General features: G+C 73.0%; 17 protein-coding genes. 8 read left to right on the top strand and 9 right to left on the bottom strand.

Annotated elements, in window-relative coordinates:
• On the bottom strand, positions 1-699 hold a 699-nt coding region (locus tag DN069_RS39810), incomplete at its 3' end, for a cell division protein PerM (protein ID WP_243638891.1).
• Positions 700-1,525: 826 nt separating this feature from the next.
• On the opposite strand from DN069_RS39810, the gene DN069_RS04185 reads away from it, so the two are divergent.
• Positions 1,526-2,800: an RNA polymerase sigma factor gene (locus DN069_RS04185; protein WP_111499442.1), complete on the top strand. Its 1,275-nt coding sequence runs from the start codon at positions 1,526-1,528 to the stop codon at positions 2,798-2,800.
• A 100-nt stretch (positions 2,801-2,900) separates the two neighbouring features.
• On the opposite strand, the gene sucD is transcribed toward DN069_RS04185, so the two are convergent.
• Complete coding sequence (gene sucD / locus DN069_RS04180) at positions 2,901-3,782, bottom strand: succinate--CoA ligase subunit alpha (RefSeq protein ID WP_111499441.1); 882 nt, start codon at positions 3,780-3,782, stop codon at positions 2,901-2,903.
• 16 nt (positions 3,783-3,798) lie between these two features.
• Complete coding sequence (gene sucC, locus DN069_RS04175; protein ID WP_111499440.1) at positions 3,799-4,974, bottom strand: ADP-forming succinate--CoA ligase subunit beta; 1,176 nt, start codon at positions 4,972-4,974, stop codon at positions 3,799-3,801.
• A 739-nt stretch (positions 4,975-5,713) separates the two neighbouring features.
• Here sucC and DN069_RS04170 point away from each other — a divergent pair.
• A complete protein-coding gene (locus DN069_RS04170) occupies positions 5,714-6,106 on the top strand; it encodes an ATP-binding protein (RefSeq protein ID WP_165845360.1) in 393 nt (130 codons plus the stop codon).
• A 27-nt stretch (positions 6,107-6,133) separates the two neighbouring features.
• Here the strand turns inward: DN069_RS04170 and DN069_RS04165 are convergent, their stop codons facing one another.
• From DN069_RS04165 to DN069_RS04155, 3 genes are all read right to left on the bottom strand, one after another.
• Positions 6,134-7,339 carry a vWA domain-containing protein gene (locus DN069_RS04165; RefSeq protein WP_111499438.1) on the bottom strand — a complete coding sequence of 402 codons (1,206 nt, stop codon included), beginning with the start codon at positions 7,337-7,339 and terminating at the stop codon, positions 6,134-6,136.
• A gap of 11 nt (positions 7,340-7,350) precedes the next feature.
• Entirely contained in the window at positions 7,351-9,837 is a 2,487-nt protein-coding gene (locus tag DN069_RS04160) for a DUF5682 family protein (RefSeq protein ID WP_111499437.1), read from the bottom strand.
• A gap of 72 nt (positions 9,838-9,909) precedes the next feature.
• On the bottom strand, positions 9,910-11,040 hold the full coding sequence (locus DN069_RS04155) for an ATP-binding protein (protein WP_111499436.1): 1,131 nt from the start codon (positions 11,038-11,040) through the stop codon (positions 9,910-9,912).
• A gap of 221 nt (positions 11,041-11,261) precedes the next feature.
• Between DN069_RS04155 and DN069_RS04150 the strand changes: the two genes are divergently transcribed.
• Positions 11,262-12,620: an SWIM zinc finger family protein gene (locus DN069_RS04150; protein ID WP_111499435.1), complete on the top strand. Its 1,359-nt coding sequence runs from the start codon at positions 11,262-11,264 to the stop codon at positions 12,618-12,620.
• A gap of 227 nt (positions 12,621-12,847) precedes the next feature.
• Positions 12,848-14,395, top strand: coding sequence for a DUF5691 domain-containing protein (locus tag DN069_RS04145; protein ID WP_111499434.1), 1,548 nt, complete (start codon positions 12,848-12,850; stop codon positions 14,393-14,395).
• Between the two features lie 63 nt (positions 14,396-14,458).
• Here DN069_RS04145 and icmB read toward each other — a convergent pair whose 3' ends face one another.
• The gene (gene icmB, locus DN069_RS04140) at positions 14,459-14,872 is read right to left on the bottom strand and encodes a coenzyme B12-dependent isobutyryl CoA mutase small subunit (protein WP_111499433.1); all 414 of its coding nucleotides are present in this window, start codon (positions 14,870-14,872) and stop codon (positions 14,459-14,461) included.
• 316 nt (positions 14,873-15,188) lie between these two features.
• Here icmB and DN069_RS04135 point away from each other — a divergent pair, with 316 nt between their 5' ends.
• Positions 15,189-15,986 (top strand): esterase/lipase family protein, encoded by a 798-nt coding sequence (locus tag DN069_RS04135; RefSeq protein ID WP_111499432.1) that lies wholly within the window; start codon positions 15,189-15,191, stop codon positions 15,984-15,986.
• 108 nt (positions 15,987-16,094) lie between these two features.
• Positions 16,095-17,396, top strand: a complete 1,302-nt coding sequence (locus DN069_RS41275; protein ID WP_243638890.1) for a M23 family metallopeptidase — start codon at positions 16,095-16,097, stop codon at positions 17,394-17,396.
• Between the two features lie 31 nt (positions 17,397-17,427).
• Here DN069_RS41275 and pcrA read toward each other — a convergent pair whose 3' ends face one another.
• Entirely contained in the window at positions 17,428-20,040 is a 2,613-nt protein-coding gene (gene pcrA / locus DN069_RS04125) for a DNA helicase PcrA (RefSeq protein WP_111499431.1), read from the bottom strand.
• Positions 20,041-20,083: 43 nt separating this feature from the next.
• Positions 20,084-20,572, bottom strand: coding sequence for a low molecular weight protein-tyrosine-phosphatase (locus DN069_RS04120; RefSeq protein ID WP_207892040.1), 489 nt, complete (start codon positions 20,570-20,572; stop codon positions 20,084-20,086).
• Between the two features lie 96 nt (positions 20,573-20,668).
• Here DN069_RS04120 and DN069_RS04115 point away from each other — a divergent pair, with 96 nt between their 5' ends.
• Positions 20,669-21,217 carry an RNA 2'-phosphotransferase gene (locus DN069_RS04115; RefSeq protein WP_111499429.1) on the top strand — a complete coding sequence of 183 codons (549 nt, stop codon included), beginning with the start codon at positions 20,669-20,671 and terminating at the stop codon, positions 21,215-21,217.
• A 298-nt stretch (positions 21,218-21,515) separates the two neighbouring features.
• The gene (locus DN069_RS42315; protein ID WP_111499428.1) at positions 21,516-22,565 is read left to right on the top strand and encodes a C40 family peptidase; all 1,050 of its coding nucleotides are present in this window, start codon (positions 21,516-21,518) and stop codon (positions 22,563-22,565) included.
• Positions 22,566-22,574 lie beyond the last annotated feature (9 nt).

The raw sequence follows: 22,574 nt of genomic DNA, 5'->3' as shown, positions 1-22,574 counted from the left end.
CAGCGTCGCCAGCGTCCCCGCCGCGCCCATGTGAGCGACCACCGACACCGCCAGCACCACCGCGGCCCCGCCCAGCAGCGCGAGCGCGCCGGCGAGCCCCGCGCGCAACACCTCGTCGGCCTCGTCGCGCCGCGACGCGCACGTCCGCACCCACTCCAGCCCCCTGGCCGGGCCGCCCTCCGGCGTCGGCACCGGCCACACCCCGAGCCACTCCCCGCGCGCCCGCAGCGCGTGCCAGCCCGCCGCCACCCCCCACTCCCCCGTGCTGCGGCGTGCGCCCGTCAGCGCCGCGAACAACGCGAGCAGCCCCACCCAGAAGAGGTCCGGCAGCGGCTCCGTCCGCGGCGCGCTCCCCAGCCCCAGCAGCGCCGCCGGCACCGCCACCCCGAAGTATCCGAGCACCACCTCCGCCCGCCGGCCCGTACGCGCCGCCGCGTGGTGCACCAGCCCCGCCGCGAGCGCCGTCACCAACAACGGCGCGACACCGAGCGTCGCGTGCCCTGCCGCCCCGTCCCAGTGGAGCGGGCCGCCGTGCGCAAGCAGCCAGAGCGCGCCCGCGAGCCGCGGAACCGCCGTCAGATCCCCGTCCGCGTACGGGGTCGCCACCCACAGCAGCAGCACGGGCACCGCCACGATGCCCCACCCCGCGGCGGCGGCGCCGGCACCGGCGAGGAGAGCGGGTCGGTCGAAGAGTGCCATGGTCCAGGGTCGGCACGTGACACGCCCGATCTGTCGCAAAACATGCAGTTGTCACTCTTTGCTCCAACAATTCATATATGCGACTGAGCCTCACCATGGCCTCGACGACCCCTACGGGGCTCGCATGACGCCGCCTCCGGAGTCCCCCAACCCTTCGCGCGCCCGCACCAAACGCCAAGCCCAGGCCGCCCGCAGGGCGTCGCGCACCCGCGCCGACACTCTGTCAACCCGACGCGGGACAGCATCCGACGCCTCGTCAGTGACTCCGAAGAGTGACGACGGCGCGAAGCGCGCCGCGAAGCGAGACTCCGGCGACGCCCCGTCAGGGACCGCCGCTGTCGCGGCTGTGACGCACGGCGGCGGCTCTGACCCCCGACTCGGCCCGAGTGCAGAGGGCAAGGCTGAAACCGGGAGCCAGGCCGGAACTGGGAGCAGGGCAGGCACCGGGGGCCGGACCGGGGCCGCGGCCGAGGTCGGGTCCGGCGCCGAGCCCGAGCGCGGCGGGAAGCGGGCCGGCGCCCAGCCGGGCACCGGCCACCCGGGCGGGGCCGCCATGCCCACAGCGCAGCAACGGGCCACTGTGGGAGACGCTGCGGCAGCGGGTGCCGCGGAGGCGGCCATGTCCGGCCAGGAGGCGACGCCCCCGGACGGACCGGATCGAACCGGCGCCCCGTCCTCGCCCGCACCACCTTCCCCCGCGCCGACCCCGCCTCCTACGCGGGCAGGCGATGGCCCGTGCGACGCCGGGGACGCGCCGTCGCTGTCGTCGCTCACCCCGGTTCCCGGCGGGGGACGACACAGCGGGGGTGGGTCCGGGCACGCGGCGGTGGCCGGGACGCGGAGCGTCGAGGCCCAGGCGGTCGGGCACGGCGCCGGACGGGAGGGGGCGAACGGCACGCCACTCGGCCCGCGCTCCGCCGCCCCCACCCCACTGCCCCAACCGTCACGCGCCGTCCCGGCGACCCCGGAGGCCTACGACGCGCTCCACGCGGCCGCCGCGCCACGACTGACCTGGCAGACCTACCTGCTCACCCTGGACCGCCGCCGCGCGGCGCACTGCGTGCGGCGGGCCTTCCAGCTCGCCTGGTCGGACTGGCAGACCGTCAGCGCCGACCCGTCGCCGGAGGGCTGGCTCCGCGCCACCGCGTTCGACCTCGCGCTGTCGCCCTGGCACGTCGCCGGACCGCACCTGCGGGACGCGATCCACCTGCCTCACCCCGGGTCCAAGGGAGCGGCGTCCGCCGACTCCGCCGCTGCGGATCTGCCGCTCCCCGAACAGGACCGCCAGCTGCTCAAGGCGCTGGCACACGTACCGCACACCCAGCGCCGGGCGCTGGTCCTGCACGACGTCATCGGCCTGGACTGGGCCCAGACGGCGGCCGAGGTCGAGGGCAGCACACCCGTCACCTTCGGGCGCGTCGTCCGCGCGCGGCGCGGTCTCGCCCGGAGTGTGCCGGGGATCGCCGGCACCGACGCGGAGGCACCGGGCTTCGGACGCCGGCTCGGGGCTCGCCTCCGGGCGGCTGCCGAGCGCGCCTGCGCCGAACCGGACGGACACTCGCGCGGGAGCGCACAGAGGCAGGCGCACGCGACCGGCCACATCCCGGGAAAGGGGGGCGCCGGCTCTGCCGGCCTCACCCGCACCCGCGCGCGCCTGCACGACCGCGGCCTGACCCTGGCCGCGGGTGCGCTGACCCTGGCGACGGCCGGCTTCCTGGGCGCGGGTCTCGTCTGGGGCACGCCGCTGCACCCGGCGGAGCATCCGGTCGTGCCACACCCCACCCGCGCCACCGTCATCGGGACGGCGGGGAGTGCGACCACCGACGAGATCCAGCCACCCAAGGTCCCCGCGCCACCGCTCACCCCGTACACCACGGGCCCGGGGCTCGTGCAGAAGTCCCCGGGCAACTCCGTCGACGCCCGCAAGCCGGGCAAGGGGAAGGGCGCCACGAACGCCGGCAATCCGGCGGCCCCGGGCGGCTCGGGTGGCTCGGGCGGTTCCGGTGGTGGCGGCCACGGCTCCGGCTCGGGGGCCGGCGGCGCGAACGCGCACGCCCAGCACGCCCACCCGCACCAGCCACCGGCCAAGAAGCACCACTGACCCGCGCCGTGGACGCGAAAGGGCCGCCCCCGCGCAACGCGGGGACGGCCCTTCGAGCTCAGCTCAACTCGGCTCAGCTCGACGCAGTGCCGTGCAGTGATCAGCCGATCAGCTGACGCGCCAGGCGAGCGGTCTCGGACGGCGTCTTGCCGACCTTGACGCCGGCGGCCTCGAGGGCCTCCTTCTTCGCCTGCGCGGTGCCGGAGGAGCCGGAGACGATGGCGCCGGCGTGGCCCATGGTCTTGCCCTCGGGCGCGGTGAAGCCCGCCACGTAGCCGACGACCGGCTTGGTGATGTGCTCCTTGATGTACGCCGCCGCGCGCTCCTCGGCGTCGCCGCCGATCTCACCGATCATCACGATGATGTCGGTGTCGGGGTCGTCCTGGAACGCCTGCAGCGCGTCGATGTGGGTGGTGCCGATGACCGGGTCGCCACCGATGCCGACGGCCGAGGAGAAGCCGATGTCGGACAGCTCGTACATCATCTGGTAGGTCAGGGTGCCGGACTTCGACACCAGACCGATGCGGCCAGCCTTGGTGATGTCGGCCGGGATGATGCCCGCGTTGGACTGTCCGGGGCTGATCAGGCCGGGGCAGTTCGGGCCGACGATGCGGGTCTTGTTGCCCTTCTGGTTGTTGTACGCCCAGAAGTTGGCGGTGTCGTGGACCGGCACGCCCTCGGTGATGACGACGGCCAGCGGGATCTCGGCGTCGATGGCCTCGATGACGGCGGCCTTGGTGAAGGCCGGCGGCACGAAGATGACGGAGACGTCGGCGCCGGTGGCCTCGATGGCCTCCTTGACGGTGCCGAAGACGGGCACCTCGGTGCCGTCGACGTCGACCTTGGTGCCGGCCTTGCGCGGGTTCACGCCACCGACGATGTCCGTGCCCGAGGCCAGCATGCGGCGGGTGTGCTTCATGCCCTCGGAGCCGGTCATGCCCTGGACGATGACCTTGCTGTCCTTGGTGAGGAAGATAGCCATTTCGGTTCCCCAGCCCTTACTTCGCAGCCGCGAGCTCAGCGGCCTTGTCGGCCGCGCCGTCCATGGTGTCCACCTGCTGCACCAGCGGGTGGTTCGCGTCGGTCAGGATCTTGCGACCCAGCTCGGCGTTGTTGCCGTCCAGACGGACGACCAGCGGCTTGGTGACGGCCTCGCCCTTGCTGGAGAGCAGCTCCAGGGCCTGGACGATGCCGTTGGCGACCGCGTCGCACGCGGTGATGCCACCGAAGACGTTGACGAAGACGGACTTGACGTCCGGGTCGCCCAGGATGATCTCCAGGCCGTTCGCCATGACCTCGGCGGAGGCGCCACCGCCGATGTCGAGGAAGTTGGCGGGCTTGACGCCACCGTGGTTCTCACCGGCGTAGGCGACGACGTCCAGGGTGCTCATGACGAGACCCGCGCCGTTGCCGATGATGCCGACCTCGCCCTCGAGCTTGACGTAGTTGAGGCCCTTCTCCTTGGCCTTCGCCTCGAGCGGGTTCGCGGCGGCCTTGTCCTCGAGCGCCTCGTGCTCCGGCTGGCGGAAGTCGGCGTTCTCGTCCAGGGAGACCTTGCCGTCAAGGGCGACGATCTTGCCCTCGCCGGTCTTGACCAGCGGGTTGACCTCGACGAGGAGGGCGTCCTCCTTGACGAAGACGACCCACAGCTTCTGCAGGACCTCGGCGACCTGGTCGGCGATCTCGGCCGGGAACTTGGCCGCGGCGACGATCTCGGCGGCCTTGGCCGGGGTCACGCCCTCGACCGCGTCCACGGCGATCTTGGCGAGCGCCTCGGGGTTCTCCTCGGCGACGACCTCGATCTCCACGCCACCCTGCACCGAGGCCATGGCCAGGAAGGTGCGGTTGGTCCGGTCGAGGAGGAAGGAGACGTAGTACTCCTCCTTGATGTCCGCCGTCTGGGCGAGCATCACCTTGTGGACCGTGTGGCCCTTGATGTCCATCCCGAGGATGGCGCGGGCCTTCTCCACGGCGTCCGCCGGGTCGGCCGCCAGCTTGACGCCGCCGGCCTTGCCGCGGCCACCGACCTTCACCTGAGCCTTGACGACGGCACGGCCGCCCAGGCGCTCGGTCACCGCGGCAGCGGCCTCCGGGGTGTCGATGACTTCACCGTCCAGCACCGGTACACCGTGCTTGGCGAAGAGGTCCCTCGCCTGGTACTCAAAGAGGTCCACGCGCGTCCGTCCTTGTGATCGCGACTGCTTGTCTTCCCAGCGTGCCGCACGGACCGCTCCGGCGGGGTACGCGGGCCCTGGCAGGGGCCTCGCGTCGACGCCATCGCTACGGGGAGCACACGGCGGCGTGGCACGCGGCATGTCCGTCTCGCAGGTTATCGCCGTCCGGGGGGCGGGGTTCACCTGGGAGGCCTCCAGCGCCGGTGATAACCATCACAACGGGGGTACGACCGGTGACCCGCCGGGCTCGGGACGGGCCGGCGCCAGGCCGTGACCGGGCTGCCACCGGGCCCGATGCCGGGCCCATTCCGGGCCGATGCCGGGGGCCCATGCCGGGCCGATGTCGGGCCGACACGCCCGGGGACCGGCCCGCTCCCGCCCCGCCTCGCGCACGCCCGGGCGACCGTCCGGGCCGGTCGCCACCGGTGCGCATGCATCCGTGGCGAGCGGGAAGATCGGGATCACCGGAACCGCCCGTACGGCACGGGCGCGCCCGGTATAACGGATACGTCACAGCGAACGGTGGGTCGCCACCACCTGTGCCCCTGGAAGCGGACGCACGATGCAGAGCAGTACGCACAGACCCGGCCTCGGTACCGGCTGGACCGAGGAACCTCCCGAACCGGACCCGTCCTCACCGGCCCTCCCGGAGCCTTCCGCGCCCTCGATGTCTCCTTCACCGCTCTCAGCATCGGACCTCTCGCCCTCGCAACTGGGCGCCGCCCGCTCCACCTGGCCCATGGACCGGCAGGCCGCCGCCACCTTCTGTGCCGAAGCCGAGTCGGTGACCAGGGCCCGCCTGTTCGTCCGGATCACCGGAGCCATGTGGCGGCTGCGCCCCGAGACCCTCGCCGACACCGAGCTGTGCATGTCCGAGCTGGTCGGCAACGCCGTCCGCCACACCGCCAGCCACCGCCTCCACTGCCGCCTGTGGAGCGCGCGAGGCCTGCTCTTCGTCGAGGTCGACGACGAGCAGGGGAGCGACATCCCGCACGTCGAGCAGCCCGGCGACGACGACGAGTGCGGCCGCGGCATGCTGCTGATCGACACCTTCGCCACCGCGTGGGGCTCCCTCCCCCGCCCCGGCCAGGTGGGCAAGACCGTCTGGGCCGCCCTCCCCCTCCCCCGCTGAGAGCTCAGCCGACAAGAGCTCTACTCGTCACGGCTCGGGGATCGGCAGCGGGCGCCTCTGCAGCGCCGCGGCCATCACCTCGGGAAACAGGTCCGGTGTGCAGGCGAAGGCCGGTGCGCCGAGCGCGGCCAGCGCCGCCGCGTGCTCCCGGTCGTAGGCCGGCGCGCCCTCGTCGCTCAGCGCCAGCAGCGCGACGAACTCCACCCCGGCCGCCTTCATCGCCGCCACCCGCTTGAGCATCTCGTCACGGATGCCGCCCTCGTACAGGTCGCTGATCAGCACCACGACCGTGTCGGCCGGCCGGGAGATCTTCGACTGGCAGTAGGCCAGCGCCCGGTTGATGTCCGTCCCCCCGCCGAGCTGGACCCCGAACAGCACGTCGACCGGATCGGACAGTTCCTCCGTCAGATCCACGACGGCGGTGTCGAAGACCACCAGCCGGGTGCGCAGCGACGGCATCGAGGCCAGCACCGCGCCGAAGACCGACGAGTGCACGACCGAGGCCGCCATCGAGCCGGACTGGTCGATGCAGAGGATCACCTCCTTCTTCAACGCTTGGTGCGCCCGCGCGAACCCGACCAGCCGCTCCGGCACGACCGTCCTCTGCTCGGGGAGGTAGTTGCGCAGGTTGGCCCGGATGGTGCGGTCCCAGTCGATGTCACGGTGGCGCGGCCGGCTGGTCCGCGCGCTGCGGTCCAGCGCCCCGCCGACCACGGACCGGGTCTTCGTCGCGATGCGCCGCTCCAGATCCGCGACCACCTTGCGGACCACGGCCCGGGCCGTCTCCCGCGTCGTCTCAGGCAGCGCCTTGCCGAGCGATATCAACGTCCCGACCAGATGCACGTCGGGCTCGACCGCCTCCAGCATCTCCGGCTCCATCAGCAGCCGGGTCAGGCCCAGGCGTTCGATCGCGTCCTGCTGCATCACCTGCACGACGCTGGTCGGGAAGTAGCTGCGGATGTCGCCCAGCCACCGCGCGACCTGCGGCGCCGACCCGCCGAGCCCACCGCTGCGCGACCCGCCGCCCGTGGCGGCCGCGCCCGGCGCGTAGACGGCGGCCAGCGTCCGGTCCATCGCCGCGTCCCGGCCGCTCAGCGCGCACCCGGTGCCGTCCGATTCCCCGCCCAACACCAACCGCCACCGCCGCAGCCGCTCCTCACGCGCTGCCCCTGGGGTGTCGGCGGTCTGGTGGGACGTCTGCTCGGAGGTCGGGCTGACGGTCGGGAGCGTCATGAGGACTCCTCTCACTTCTCACTGATGCTCAGGGTTCCGAGAATCAGCCGGACGGTCGCGAGAGCCGGTCCGGCCTGCGCGGTGTCCAGCTCGGTGGCGAAGCCGCGCGGCGCCTCGCCCGGCGCACCTGCGGCCACGTCCCGGCCGCCCGCCCGGATCAGCTCGCCGACGCCGCGCCGCACGCCGGTCTCCAACCGGGAGAAGGTGCGTCGCAGCAGCGGCAGCACGTCCGGGAAGGCAGCGGCCGGGATCGCCGTGATCCACTCGTCGACGAGCCGCAGCAGCCGCTGGTCGTGGACCAGCAGCACGCCGCTCCCGGCGAGGAACCCGTCCACCCAGGCCGCGCCCTCGGCCGGCGGCACCCCGGGCGTGAGCGCCAGCCCCAGCAACCGGGCCGCCTCCTCGTCCGGCAGCCGCCCGTCGTCCAGCAGCAGCCTTGCCGCCCGCCCACGGACCACGGCGGCCGCCGTCTCCCGCGCGACGAGCGTCCGCAGGCACGCCTCCCAGCGCGCCTGCACACCGTCTGCGCCTGCGTCTGCGCGCGCGTCCGAGCCACGACCTGCGCCTGCGCCCGCATCGGCGGGTGACCTGTCCTCGCCCGCCCTGGCCGCGGCCAGCAGGCCGATCGCCGCGTGCGTCGCGGCGACCTGCTCGGCGAGCGGCTGCGCCGCCGCCGGGTCGAGTGCGGCGGCCGCGGCCGGGAGGCCGATGCAGACGCGGGTGGCGAGGGAGTCCGCCAGCTCGGCGAGGAGCGCGGTGCCGGTCGCCCGTACGTCGCCGTAGCGCAACGAGCGGACCAGAGCCGGCAGCGCCTCAGCGAGGTGGGCGACATCCGTGTCCAGCGCGGCCCGGTCGGACAGGCACCGCAGCACGATCGGCAGCGCCTCGGGCAGCCGGGCGAGCAGGCAGCGCTCCGCCAGCGCGGTGACGTCCGCCAGCTTCCGCGCCTCGACCGCGCGCGACGCCGTCCTGGTCGAGGCGGCCGCCTCGACCGTCGTGCCCCACACACCCGCCTCGGCCACCCGGACCGCCAGCTCCGGCTCCCAGGCCAGCTCCCAGCTCTCCCGGAACGTGCCGGTCGAGCGGGTCTGGGAGGCGGTCGGCACCGCCCAGTCGATACCGAGCAGTGCCAGCCGGTGCAGCAGCCGGCTCCGCTCGGCGTCCAGGTCCTTGCGCAGGTCGAGCTCGAGGACCCGCACCCGCGCCTCCGGTTTGAGGCGCAGCGACCGTTGAAGCCGCGTCAGATCACGCTGCAGCGGCACCGCGGGCGCCGCCTCCGGCACCTGGCCCAGCGCGTCGCCGACGATCAGCCGGTCCTCGATCAGGCGCAGCGGCACATCCGAGCCGTCACAGAGCACCGCCCGTGCCGCGTCGGTCGTCTCCGTCAGCCCCGCGAGCGGACGGCCGCGCACGGCCGCCAGCGTCTCGGCGAGCCGCACCGCCTCGATGACGTGCGCCGAGGAGACCGGGTGGTCCTCCTCCCGCAGCAGCGCCGCCATCCTGGTGAACCAGCGCTCGACGACGTGCCGCCCGCCGGACTCGAAGAGATGCTGGTACCAGCCCGGCGAGGCGATCCCCGCGCCGTAGCCCGTGTGTTGGGACAGCCGCCGGTGCGTCCACGGCACCCAGGTGACCTCCACCGCGGCCTTCGGCAGACCCCGCAACAGCGCGTTGTCCGCCGCCACGGACACCTTCGCCGAGAGAGCCGGCACGTGCCAGGCCCCGCAGACAACGGCGATCCGCTGGTGCCCGGCCCGGGAGGCCGCGCGTATCTGCTTGCGCATGTACGCCTCGCGGCGTGCGTCCTCCGGCACCTCGGGTGCCTGCTCGCGCAGCACGGTCATCGCCGTCGCGAGCGCCTGGAACGGCGCCATGGCGTCGGGCGCCGCGCGGGCCCCCGCCGCTCCGGGAACGGCTCCCACGTCCGGCCCCACGTCCGATCCGTCGCCGCTGCCGCGCGCCTGGTGGCCCACGTGCTCGACCACGTCGTCCCACCAGCGCTCCGCGTCCTCCTGCCCTGCGGCACGCGCGAGTTCGGCGATCGGATCGAAGCGCGCGGCGTGCCGCTCCTCGCCCTCGTGCGCGTCCTCGTCCGCATCACACTCGTCCGCGTCACCCTCGGCACCGTCGTCGCTGGAGACGGAGTCGCGGGCGGCCTCGGCCTGGGCGGCGAGCGCGAAGGTGTGCGCGGCCGGCAGGTCGATGAATCGGACCGGAACCTCTGCGTCGAGTGCGTACCGCAGCGCGACCCACTCCGGGGAGAACGCGGCGAACGGCCAGAACGCGGCACGGGCGGGCTCGTCCACGACGTGCGCGAGGAGCGCGACCGGCGGCGTCATCTCCTTGCTCGCCGCCAGCGGCAGCAGCGCGTCCGCCTCCGGCGGGCCCTCGATCAGCACGACGTCGGGCCGGAACTGGGCCAGCGCCGCCCCCACGGCCCGCGCCGAACCGGGCCCGTGATGGCGCACCCCGAGCAGTGCCGTCGTCGTTCCCTTCACCCCCCTCGGCGAGGACGAACCATGTGACGAAGTGGAAACCTGTGTCGAAGCCAAAGCAGGAACCCCCCGTTCCTAGAGCGCCGCCGCGTCGCGGCACGAGCGGTAGAAGTCCTTCCAGTCCGTGCGTTCGCGCACCACGGACTCCAGGTACTCCTGCCAGATCAGACGGTCCGTCGCCGGATCCCGCACCACGGCGCCGAGCAGGCCGGCCGCCACGTCCCCGGCGCGCAGCTGCCCGTCGCCGAAGTGCGCCGCCAGCGCGAGCCCGTTGGTGACGACGGAGATCGCCTCGGCCGTGGAGAGCGTGCCGGAGGGCGACTTGAGCTTGGTCCGCCCGTCGGCGGTGACCCCGGCGCGCAGCTCACGGAAGACCGTGACCACCCGCTGGATCTCCGTCAACGCGCTGGGCGGCTCCGGGAGATCGAGCGAGCGGCCCAGCTCGGAGACCCGGCGGGCGACGATCGAGACCTCGTCGTCCAGCGTGGCCGGCAGCGGGAGCACCACCGTGTTGAAGCGGCGGCGCAGCGCCGAGGACAACTCGTTGACCCCGCGGTCGCGGTCGTTCGCCGTGGCGATCAGGTTGAAGCCGCGGACCGCCTGTACCTCCTCCCCCAACTCCGGTATCGGCAGGGTCTTCTCGGAGAGGATGGTGATCAGGGTGTCCTGCACGTCGGCCGGTATGCGGGTCAGCTCCTCGACCCGCGCGGTCTTGCCCTCGGCCATCGCGCGCAGCACCGGGCTCGGCACCAGCGCCTCCCGGCTCGGCCCCTCGGCGAGCAGCCGGGCGTAGTTCCAGCCGTAGCGGATGGCCTCTTCGGGCGTGCCGGCCGTGCCCTGGACGAGCAGCGTCGAGTCGCCGCTGACCGCGGCCGCGAGGTGCTCGGACACCCAGGTCTTGGCGGTGCCCGGCACCCCGAGCAGCAGCAGGGCGCGGTCCGTGGCCAGCGTCGTCACCGCGACCTCGACGATCCGGCGCGGGCCGACGTACTTGGGGGTGACGACCGTGCCGTCCGGCAGGGTGCCGCCCAGCAGGTAGGTGGCGACCGCCCAGGGCGAGAGCCGCCAGCGCTCCGGACGCGGCCGGTCGTCCGCCGCCGCGAGCGCGTCGAGCTCGGCGGCGTACGCCGTCTCCGCGTGCGCTCGGAGCACAGCCGGAGCCTGGTCGGACGGCCGTGACACGGATGATGACAGGGACGTGGACATACTTCTCCTCGAAGAGAGAGGCACCAGGGCGTCGAAAGGGCGACAGGAAGCGACAGAAGGAAAGTGAGCAGGTCAAAGGCATTGGAAGGGCGCTCGCTGTGCGAAGCGCCGCCTGCGAGAACAACTCTGCACCCTGGGTCTGACAATCGCGCCGGCCTGTGGACAACCCAGCCCGTGGACGGCTCGGCGGGTTGTCAGTGGGCCCCTCTAACGTCGAGTGCATGAACGATCGCTGGACTACCGATCACGTTCTCTCCCTCGCTCCTGACGCCTCCTCACAGAAGGCCGCGGCCAAGCTCGGCAGGCCCGATCCCTGGTCGGGCACGGGCGCGAGCGCCGAGGCGGTCTGGGGCGCGTGCAAAGGCAGCGGGTCCCGCCCGTACCAGACGGTCGTCGCCCTGGACGGGCCCGCGTACCACTGCTCCTGCCCCAGCCGGAAGTTCCCCTGCAAGCACGCTCTCGGTCTGCTGCTGCTCTGGTCCGCCGACACCCTGACCGGCGCCGGCGCGCCGGAGTGGGCCGAGTCCTGGCTGTCGGGGCGGCGCAGGCGTGCCGAACGAGCGAGCGCCGACATGCCCGGCGACGCGGCATCAGGAGGCGCAGCACCAGGAGACGACGCCGGCTCGTCGCAGGCCGGGCCGCGGGACGAGGCGGCCGCAGCGGCCAGGCGCCAGCGGCGTGAGGCCCGAGTCGCCTCCGGCGCCGAGGAGTTGCTGGCCCGCCTCGCCGACCAGCTGCGCGGCGGCCTCGCCGAGGCCCCATCGCGCGGCTACGCCTTCTGGGACGGCGTCGCGGCCCGAATGGTCGACGCCCAGGCACCCGGGCTCGCCTCCCGCGCCCGCGATCTGGGCGCGCTTCCGGCCTCCGGCGCGCAGTGGCCCACCCGCCTGCTGGAGGAGTACGCGATGCTCCACCTCCTCGCCACCGGCTACCAGGGCCGCGACGCCCTCCCCGCACCGCTCGCGGCCACCGTCCGCTCCCGTGTGGGCTTCACCGTCGACAACGCCGAAGTCCTGCGCACCGGCCCGTTGGTCCGCGACCGCTGGCTCGTCCTCGGCTCCCGGGACACCTCCGACGACCGTCTGACGACGCGTCGCCTCTGGCTGCGGGGCACTCAGTCCGGTCGGGACGCGCTGCTGCTCTCCTTCGGCCGGCCGGGCGTCGCGCCGGAGCTGTCCCTGCCCACCGGCCTGGAGCTGGACGCCGAGCTGGCCTTCCATCCCACGGCCCCGGCCCTGCGCGCGGCTCTCGGCCCGCGCCACGCGGCCCCTGCGGCGCCCTCCGCACCACACCCGGCGGGCGGCTCCGTCGACGCGGCGCTGGGCTCCTACGCGGCCGCTCTCGGCGACGACCCGTGGCTCGATTCCTGGCCCGCCGTCATCACCGAGGCCACCCCCGTGCCCACCGACCACGGCTGGCAGCTCGTCGACGCCACGGGCGCCGTGCCGCTGTTCACCCCCTCGCCGTGGCGCTTGCTGGCCGCCTCGACGGGCAGGCCGCTCACCGTCTTCGGTGAGTGCGGCCACCGCGGCTTCCACGCCGTCACCTGCTGGACGGACAACGGTCCGCTGACACTGTGACGGCGCGGGTTGCGGCGTCCCCTCCGGCGTGTCTCGGCGGGTCACGTCGCTGCTGCGGCACCACCCCCGAGCCGCGCGCGCCCAACCCGCCCGGCCGAGCCGCCCGGCCGACCCACATGGCCGACCGCGCTCACTGACCGAGCTCACGGACCGCACCCGCTGACCACGCACGCCGGCCACCGGCCCGCGTCAGCGCGGCGAGCTCTCTCCTCTCTGAAAGGACCGCAGTGACCACGACTGCTGACACCAGGCCGGCCGGATCCTGGACCGACCTCGTCGAGGACGCGCTGCTCGGCACCAACCGCCGGCCGAGTCCCGGTCTGCTCGACCACGCCGCCCTGGCGACGGTCGCCCGGCGCGCCGGGCTGCGACCCGCCCCCGCACCGGAGCTACCCGCGCCCGCGCCGTTCGACGAGCGCGCCGCGCTTCCCGCGCCGGCGGTCCGGCGGCTGGCCGCGCTGCTCGCGGAGAACAGCAGCGAACTACTGCCCCAGTGGCTGGCCACCGCACGCGGCCGCGGCTTCGCCGCGCCTCCGGAGCTGCTGCCCGCGCTGCTCGACGCCGCCCGCCAGCGCAGTGATCTGCGCGGCGACGCCGTGGCCTTCGCCGGACCGCGCGGCCACTGGCTCGCGGCCCTCAATCCCGACTGGCGCTACGCGCTCCGCGTCCCGCTCGAGGAGAGCCCCACCGAGCCGCACCCGGCGGGGGCGGACTCGGCAGCCGGGCCCACGGGTGGGGCGGACGCCGTCTGGCAGGAGGGCCTCTTCGCCGAACGGGTCACCCACCTCACCCGGCTCCGACGCCGCGATCCCGCGGCCGGCCTGGCGCTGCTGCACTCCACCTGGAGCAGCGAGCGCGCGGAGGACCGCCTGCTCTTCCTGGACGCCCTGCAGGAGGGGCTGAACCTTGACGACGAGCCGTTCCTGGAGGCGGCGCTCAGGGACCGGGCCAAGAACGTCCGGGCCACCGCTGCCGAGCTGCTCTCCACGCTTCCCGGGTCCGCACTCGCCGCGCGGATGGCCGATCGTGCCCGGCAGGCGGTCAGGGTCACCGAGGACGGCGGGCTGCTCGTCGAGCCGCCCGACAGCTGCGACGCGGCCATGCAGCGTGACGGCATCGCCGCCACCTCGCCGACGGGGCGCGGCGACCGGGCCTTCTGGCTCGGGGAGATCGTCGCGGCGACGCCGCTGTCGTGCTGGGTGGAGCTGGCCGGCTCCTCGGGAGACGCGAACGCCGCAGACGGAGCGGACGCACCCACCCGGGTGCTGGGCCGCGCCGTCACCCCGGCCTGGGCCGACGAACTGCGCGAGGCCTGGGCACGGGCCGCCGTGCGCCAGCACGACGCCGCCTGGGCGCGGGCGCTCCTGGCCGAGCGGCGCGGGGAGGAGAACGCGCGGGCCGCATCGGGCGGCGCGCCGTCGCGCCTGCTCTCCGTGCTGCCCGCCACGGAGCGGGCGTCGTGGACGGCCCGGTTCGTGGCGGAGCACGGGCTCGCCGAGGCGTTCCAGCTGCTGGTGACCTGCCCGGCGCCCTGGCCGGAGGACCTCTCCGGCGCGGTGCTGGGCGCCTTGGCCCAAGCCGCCGGCACCGGTTCCTATCCGTGGAGCCACAGCGGGGTGCTGGGCGTCGCCGAGCGCTGCCTGCCCTTCGCGGCAGCGGCCCGGATCGACGCTCTGGCCGGCGAGGCGTCCTCCGCCTGGGCGGAGGTCCTCACCCGGCTCGCCGACACGCTGCGTACGCGCGCGGCGATGCTCGCCGAGCTGGCGCAGGACTGAGCCGCCCGCGCCCAACTGCGGCTGCAACCGGAGCTACGACTGTGGCTCCGTGGGACGCTCGGGTCAGGCCGTCGCGCCCGCGCGCAGGTGGGACTCGACCCAGCTGACGACGGCGTGCGTCGGCGTGCCCGGGGTGAAGATCTCGGCCACGCCGAGCGCCTTGAGCTCTGGGATGTCGTCGTCGGGGATGATGCCGCCGCCGAAGACGACGATGTCCTCCGCGTCGCGCTCACGCAGCAGCTCGACGATCTTGGCGCAGAGCGTCATGTGTGCACCGGAGAGGATGGACAGGCCGATACCGTCGGCGTCCTCCTGGATCGCGGTGTCCACGATCTGCTCCGGGGTCTGGTGCAGGCCGGTGTAGATGACCTCCATGCCGGCGTCGCGCAGGGCCCGCGCGATCACCTTGGCACCGCGGTCATGACCGTCGAGCCCGGGCTTGGCCACCACAACGCGGATCGGGCCGGACACGCCCATCTTCTGCCTCCTGCGTTTCTGCGTCCTTGCAGCGCTTGCGTTAACGGGCGTTACCACCCGGTGGTGGAACGTTATCGCCAGCAGGCCCCAAACGCCGTTTCGGCGACCCAAGCGAGGGGAGAATCACATCGATTCGCGCGTTCTCCCACCCGTTCGCCGCTCGTCTTCCGCTCGTTCGCCTGCCGGCTCGCCACCGGTTCTCAAGCCAGTCTGCACCCGTCCCGGGGACCCTTCTTGTCACCCGGGCCTCTTCTTCACACCCTTGTGTCCGTCGTTCGCCGCGCGCGGGGCCCGCACCAAGGGGGAGGTGGGAGCCGTGAGCATCCCGTTCTGTCGTGCCGCCGCACTCGCCCGCGGCGTCGGTCTCGAGGGGGCCGCCCTCACCGGCCATCTGCTGCTCTACCCGGGCGGCATCGCGCCGGAGCGACGCCCCTCCCGCGACGATCTGCACTGCGCGCACCCGTCAGGTTCCGGGCACAGACCGGTACTGCTGATCCACGGACTCTTCGACAACCGGGCCGTCTTCACGGTGCTCCGAAACAGCCTGCTCGTCCACGGGTGGGACCATGTCCACGCGGTGAACTACAGTCCGTTCAGCCTCGACATACCGCGCGCGGCGGTTCTCCTCGGCCGCCACGTCGAGCGCCTGCACCGCGTCTACGACGGCGACCCGGTGACGATCATCGGCCACAGCCTGGGCGGCGTCATCGCCCGCTACTACGTGCAGCGACTGGGCGGCGGCGCACTGGTCCCACGCGTCGTCACGCTGGCCACCCCGCACCAGGGCACCGAGACGGCCCGGCTGCTGCACCCGTTACCGATCGTGCGACAACTGCGCCCGAACAGCGAGGTACTGGCCGAGCTGAACAGGCCCGCGCCGGGCTGCTATACGCATTTCCTGTGCATCTCAGGTGATTTGGACCCATTGATCCTGCCGCCGCGCAACGCCACGCTGAACCATCCGGATCTTCATGCAGAGAATCTGCTGATCCGGAATGCAGGCCACCTCTCCCTTCCGATCCACGGCGAAGTGCTCGCACGGGTTCGCGAATGGCTCGCACAAACTCAAGATCCGATTGCCGAAAGCGATATGACCAGTAGTCAGATCGCTTGATCGGGCAATTCGCCAGGCGGGCGACAAAGAGTCGGATCCCTTGTTCAAGCTCCACCCAGAGGGATACAGTCACGGTCACTTTCCCGCTGTCGAGGTGGATAGGATCCCGTGACCGCTGACACCAGTTGGTACGGCCAGCAGGCACTGGTTCACCCCGACTACAACCACCAGCCGTACGCGCCCTACGGGACCTACCCGGACGGAAGCCACCCGGATCCGTACGCGGGCCGCGCGCAGCACGGCCACCCACAAGAGTACGGCTACGCCCAGCAGTACGGACACCAACAGCCGCAGGGCTACGGGCAGCAGTACGGATACGGACACGGCGGGTACCACGACGCGGGTTACGCCGCCCAGCCCGACTACTACGCGGCGTACCACGAGCCGACCCTGGTCACCACGTTCGAGGGCTACCCGGGCCACGTCGACCACGGCGCTTACCACGGTTACGAGGCCCAGCACGGTTATCCGCCGCACCCCGCCCAGCCGGACTACAGCGCCTATGACACCGTCGCCGACGTCTCGTTCACGAGCGCGCTCGCCGACTCCTGGAGCTACGCCGAGACGGCACCACTGACCCGGTTCGACGAAGCGGACGCCCTGCCGGTCGAGGGATTCGGAAGGACGGACGGCCCCGAGGACCACACGGACCCTGGCGACGTGGCCTTCGACGACCCCGAGGCGCCGCAGCCGGACGAGGTCTGTCCCGGCGGGCGCGCCGGCCGACGGCGCGGCGCGCGGCGCCGCTCGGCGGTGCTGACCATCGCGGTCCCGTCCATCGCGGTAATCGGGGTCGCCGGCGCCGCCGCCGCGACCATCGGTCCGCTGCGCGCGCACCACCACGACACGACGGCAGCCTCCTCATCCAGGACCGAAGCCGCCGCCCAGGCCAAGGCGCAGGCGCTGGCCACCTCGGAGGCGCGCGACGCCGCCCAGCGCGCGGCCCGCGACAAGGCTCGCACCGCCCTGCAGTTGCGCGAGGCCGCCGCCCGCAAGGCCGCGGCCGAGGCACCACGCTTCGTCCTGCCGATCTCGTTCCACTCCGGCCTGAGCGCCCTGTTCGGGCAGGCCGGCACGCACTGGATGCAGCTGCACACCGGGATCGACTTCCCTGTCCCCGAGGGCACGCCCGTACACGCCGTCACGGGCGGGACGGTGACGACGGAGTGGAACCCCTTCTACGGCTACATGGTGAAGCTGACCGCGCCCGACGGCACGGTCACCTGGTACTGCCACCTCAGCTCGTACCGCGTGCGCAGTGGGCACGTGAAGGTCGGCGACATAATCGCCTACTCCGGCGACACCGGGAACTCCACGGGTCCGCACCTCCACTTCGAGGTGCACCCCGACGGGGGCCCTGCCGTCGACCCGCTGCCGTGGCTGCTGGCCCGGGGCCTGGACCCGCGCTGAGCGCGTCCACCGGCCCCGGCCCCAGTCGGCGCTACAGCTTCTCGACCGGCGCGTAGCGCAGCAGCAGCTGCTTGGTGCCCTCGGCGCCGAAGTCGATCGTCGCCTTGGCGTCGTCCGCCGGGCCGGCGACGGAGACCACGGTGCCCAGTCCGAAGCGGTCGTGGGTGACGCGGTCCCCCACGGCCAAGGTGATCATCGGCCGGTCGTTGACCCGGCCCTTGCTCTTGCCCCAGCCCGCCGCCGGCGAGGAACGTCGACCGGCCCCGGCCCCGCCTCCAGCGCCCGAGCCACCGCCGTAGCCCGAGCCGGAAGCGGCGGATCGACTCCCGTAGCCGCCCGGCATCGCCGCGGCAGCCGTGCGGCGCTCGTCGACCAGCGTCGTCGGGATCTCCTCCAGGAACCGGGAGGCGGGGTTGTAGGAGGGCTGGCCCCAGGCGCTGCGCAGCACCGCGCGCGAGAGGTAGAGCCGTTCTCGGGCGCGGGTGAGGCCGACATAGGCGAGCCGGCGCTCCTCCTCCAGCTCCTTGGTGTTGTTCATCGCCCGCATGTGCGGGAAGACGCCGTCCTCCATGCCGGTGAGGAACACCACCGGGAACTCCAGGCCCTTGGCGGTGTGCAGGGTCATCAGCGTGATGACGCCCCTGCCCTCGCCGTCCTCGTCCGGGATCTGGTCGGAGTCGGCGACGAGCGCGACCCGCTCAAGGAAGCCGGGCAGGCCGGTCTGGACCGGCTCGCCGTCGGGACCCTCCAGCGGCTCCTCCTGCTCGAACTCCAGGGCCACGGCCGCGAGTTCCTGCAGGTTCTCGACGCGCGTCTCGTCCTGCGGGTCGGTGGAGGCCTGGAGCTCGGCCAGGTAGCCGGTCTCCTCCAGCACCGCCTCGAGGATCGCGGCGGGACCGGCACCCGACTCGACGACGCCGCTCAGCTTGGCCATCAACTCGTTGAACTTCTTCACCGCGTTGGCGGAGCGCGCGGCCATGCCGTACGCCTCGTCCACGCGCAGCAGCGCCTGCGGGAAGGAGATGCGCTCTCGGCTCGCCAGCGCTTCGATCATCGCCTCGGCCCGCTCGCCGATGCCGCGCTTGGGCACGTTCAGGATGCGGCGCAGCGGCACCGCGTCCTCCGGGTTGGCCAGCACCCGCAGGTAGGCCAGGACGTCCCGGACCTCCTTGCGCTCGTAGAAGCGCACCCCGCCGACGACCTTGTAGGGCAGGCCGACGCGGATGAACACCTCTTCGAAGACACGGGACTGCGCGTTGGTGCGGTAGAAGACCGCGACGTCGCCCGGCTTGGCCTCGCCCTTGTCGCTCAGTTTGTCTATCTCGTCGGCCACGAACTGAGCCTCGCCGTGCTCGTCGTCGGCGACATAAGAGATGATCTTTACGCCCTCGGCGCCGGCTGTCCACAGGTTCTTCTTGCGCCGGTTGCTGTTGCGCTCGATGACCGAGTTGGCCGCGCTCAGGATCGTCTGCGTGGAGCGGTAGTTCTGCTCCAGCAGGATCGTGGTGGCGTTCGGGTAGTCCTCCTCGAAATCGAGGATGTTGCGGATCGTCGCGCCGCGGAAGGCGTAGATCGACTGGTCCGCGTCACCGACCACGCAGAGTTCGGCGGGCGGGATCTCGGCCAGCTGCGCCTCGGCGGGGTTCACGAACTCGCCGTCGACGGTCATCTTCGGGCCCTGGCCGCTGGCGCCGCCGGTGAGTTCGCGAACCAGCATGTACTGGGCGTGGTTGGTGTCCTGGTACTCGTCGACCAGGATGTGCCGGAACCGGCGACGGTAGTGCTCGGCGGCGTCCGGGAAGGCCTGGAGCAGGTTGACCGTGGTCATGATGATGTCGTCGAAGTCCAGCGCGTTGGCCTCGCGCAGGCGCCGCTGGTAGAGCGCGTAGGCCTCGGCCAGCTTGCGCTCCATCGGGTTCTCGGCCTTGGCCGCGTAGGTCTCCTCGTCGATGAGCTCGTTCTTGAGGTTGGAGACCTTGGCGCTGAAGGACTTCGGCGGGAACTGCTTGGGGTCGAGGTCCAGGTCGCGGCAGCACAGCGCCATGAGGCGCTGCGAGTCGGCCGCGTCGTAGATCGAGAAGCTCGACGTGAAGCCGAGCCGCTTGCTCTCCCGGCGCAGGATGCGGACGCAGGCGCTGTGGAAGGTGGACACCCACATGGCCTTGGCCCGCGGACCGACCAGCGCCTCGACGCGCTCGCGCATCTCCCCGGCGGCCTTGTTGGTGAAGGTGATCGCCAGGATCTCGCCGGGCTGCACCCGCCGCGCGGCCAGCAGGTAGGCGATGCGGTGGGTGAGCACCCGGGTCTTGCCGGAGCCGGCGCCCGCGATGATGAGCAGCGGGGAACCGGCGTGCACGACGGCCTCGCGCTGCTGCGGGTTCATCCCGTCGAGCAGCGTCTCGGCGTCGATGACCGGGTGGGCCGTCCCGTTGCGGTAGTACGACGCCGGCACCGGCTCGGCCGGGTCGAAGGTCTGGAAGAGCCCGCTGGGGATCTCCTCCTCGTAGCCGCCCGCCTCCCCGTACGCGTCGCCGAAGGCAGGGCCGAAGTCGCCCTCGTAGGGGGGCTCGTCCGCGGCGGGTGGCGGAGTGGGCGCGGGGGCATCCAGGCCGGGCAGGGGGATGTCGTCAAAGAGGCTGCTCATCACCCACGAGTCTAGGACGCCCCACGGACAGCCCGGGACGGCTTCACCCCACCTGGCTCCTGACCTCGGCGAGCAGCCCGTCGCAGCCCGCCTCGCAGAGCCGGAGCACCTCCTCGAAGCCCGCCTCGTCGCCGTAGTAGGGGTCGGGAACGTCGAGCTCCCCGGCATCGGCGCCGGGATCGTAGGAGCGGAGCAGGCGGATCTTGGCCGCCTCCTCAGGGGTGCGGGCCAGGCGGCGCAGCACGCGCTCGTGCCCCTGGTCGAGCGCGATCACCAGGTCCAGCCGGCGGAACCACTCGGGGTGGAACTGCCGCGCGACGTGCCCGCTGCCGTATCCGGCCTTCCGCAGGACGCGGACCGCCCGCTCGTCGGCCGGGTCTCCCTCGTGCCAGGAGCCGGTGCCGGCGCTGTCGACCGCGACGAGCCCTTCCAGCCCGGCCTCCGCGAGGCGTTCCCGCATGACCTGCTCGGCCATGGGCGAGCGGCAGATGTTCCCGGTGCAGACGAAGCAGATGCGCATCACAGGCACCATGTTCCCCTGCTGCCCCGAGGCCGTGCCCCGCACCGGGCGGGAGCAGACGCCGAAACTCGCAGGACAGCCCGCTTCGACCGCCCCTACCGTCGCGGTATGGAAGACAACAGAACGATGGTCCGGAATTCCAAGTTCCTCTCCCGGGTCCTGCGGCACGAACCGGGCCTGGTCGGCGTACGGATGGACGAGGCGGGCTGGGTGGACGTGGCCGAACTGCTTGCGGCGGCGGGCGCGCACGGCCGCCCGATCACCCGGTCCGAGTTGGAGCGGATCGTCGCCGAGAACGACAAGCGGCGGTTCGCGTTCAGCGCGGACGGGCTGCGGATCCGGGCCAGCCAGGGCCACACGGTGCCGGTGGAGCTCGGCTACGAGACGGCCACGCCGCCCGCCGTGCTCTACCACGGCACCCACCCGGGTGCGGTGGACGCGATCTGGCGCGAGGGGCTGCGGCCGATGCAGCGCCACGCCGTCCACCTCTCCCGGGACCGGGCGACGGCCGAGCGGGTCGGCGGCCGACGCGGCCGCCCGGTGCTGTTCACCGTCGACGCGGCGGCGATGTCGACGGCGGGCTTCGTGTTCCAGGTCAGCGCGAACGGGGTATGGCTGACAGAGCGTGTCCCGCCGGAGTACCTGGGATCCGGTTAGCTACTCTCGCCCTCCCGTTCGGCCGCGCGCCCCTCGCGCCGCCACCCCCGCCGCCTGCGCACCCGATGCGCCCACCCGTCCATCGCTCGAACCCGTTCACGAACGACGGTCCGATCGTCGGATTGATTCACTGGGCGATCGTCAATCGGTCTCCATTCGCCTTGGAATGGACCTGAAGCAGCAGCCGGAACGGTCCGCTCCGCGCACTTCCGAGCAGGCTCGTCAACCAGGGGGCGAGCGCCACCCGCTGGGGCTAGCGTCGCCGACCAACACCTCTCCCGGCGAAGGGAACGCCCTCGTGGCGTCGCACCGAAAACCCAGGACCTCCCCGCTCGCGGGCCACGCGGCCCGCACCGCCGCCACCTTGGCGACGGCCGCAGCGGCCTCGGTCGCCGCGCTGGCCCAACCGGGACAGGCCGACCCCAAGCCGACCGCCGACCAGGTCAGGGCGCAGGTCGACGCGCTGTACCAGCAGGCCGAGCAGGCGACCCAGCAGTACGACGGCGCCGCCGCGGCCGCACAGGCCCTGCAAGCACAGGCCAACCAACTGCAGCAACAGGCCGCCGTCACCGACGACCAGCTCAACACGCTGCGGGGCCGCCTCGGCGGCATGGCCGCCCTCCAGTACCGCAACGGGGCTCTCGACCCCGAGCTGCAGCTGCTGATGTCCGCCCACCCGGACGACTACCTGCAGCAGGCCGGCGACCTCTCCCAGGCCCTCGCCTCCCAGACCGGCCTGGTCCGCGAGTTCGAGGCGCAGGCGCGCAGCCTCGCCGCCCAGCGCTCGGCCGCCCGGACCAAACTGTCGGCCCTGCAGGCCGAGCAGCGACGCCTGGCCGCCGCCAAGGAGCAGATCCAGCGCAAGCTCGCCGCCGCCCAGCAGCTGCTCGACAGCCTCGACGCGGCCACCCGGAACTCCGTCACCTCCTCGCTGGACGGCGCGGGTGCCGCCGGTACCGGCGTGCAGCCCCCGGCCGACTTCGGCTCGGTCGTGGCCACCGGCCGCGCCGCCCTCGCGGTCTCCTTCGCCCGCGCCCAGGTCGGCAAGCCCTACGTCTGGGGCGCCACCGGGCCGGGTTCCTACGACTGCTCGGGCCTTGTGCAGGCCGCCTGGGCCACCGCCGGCGTGGCGCTGCCCCGTACCACGTACGACCAGATCAACGCCGGTCAGCGGGTCTCGACGGCCGACCTGCGGCCGGGCGACCTCGTCTTCTACTACCCCGGCGTCACCCATGTCGCCATGTACGTGGGCAACGGCGAGATCATCCACGCCCCGCACCCGGGCGCGTCGGTGGAGTACGCCCCGATCGGTGAGATGCCGATCGTGGGGGCCGTACGGCCGGGCTAGGGTCGATCC

The organism is Streptacidiphilus pinicola (genome assembly GCF_003258295.1).
GTDB classification, from domain to species: domain Bacteria; phylum Actinomycetota; class Actinomycetes; order Streptomycetales; family Streptomycetaceae; genus Streptacidiphilus; species Streptacidiphilus pinicola.
Note: the sequence above shows the minus strand (reverse complement) of the source record. Positions and strands in the feature narration are given on the sequence as shown.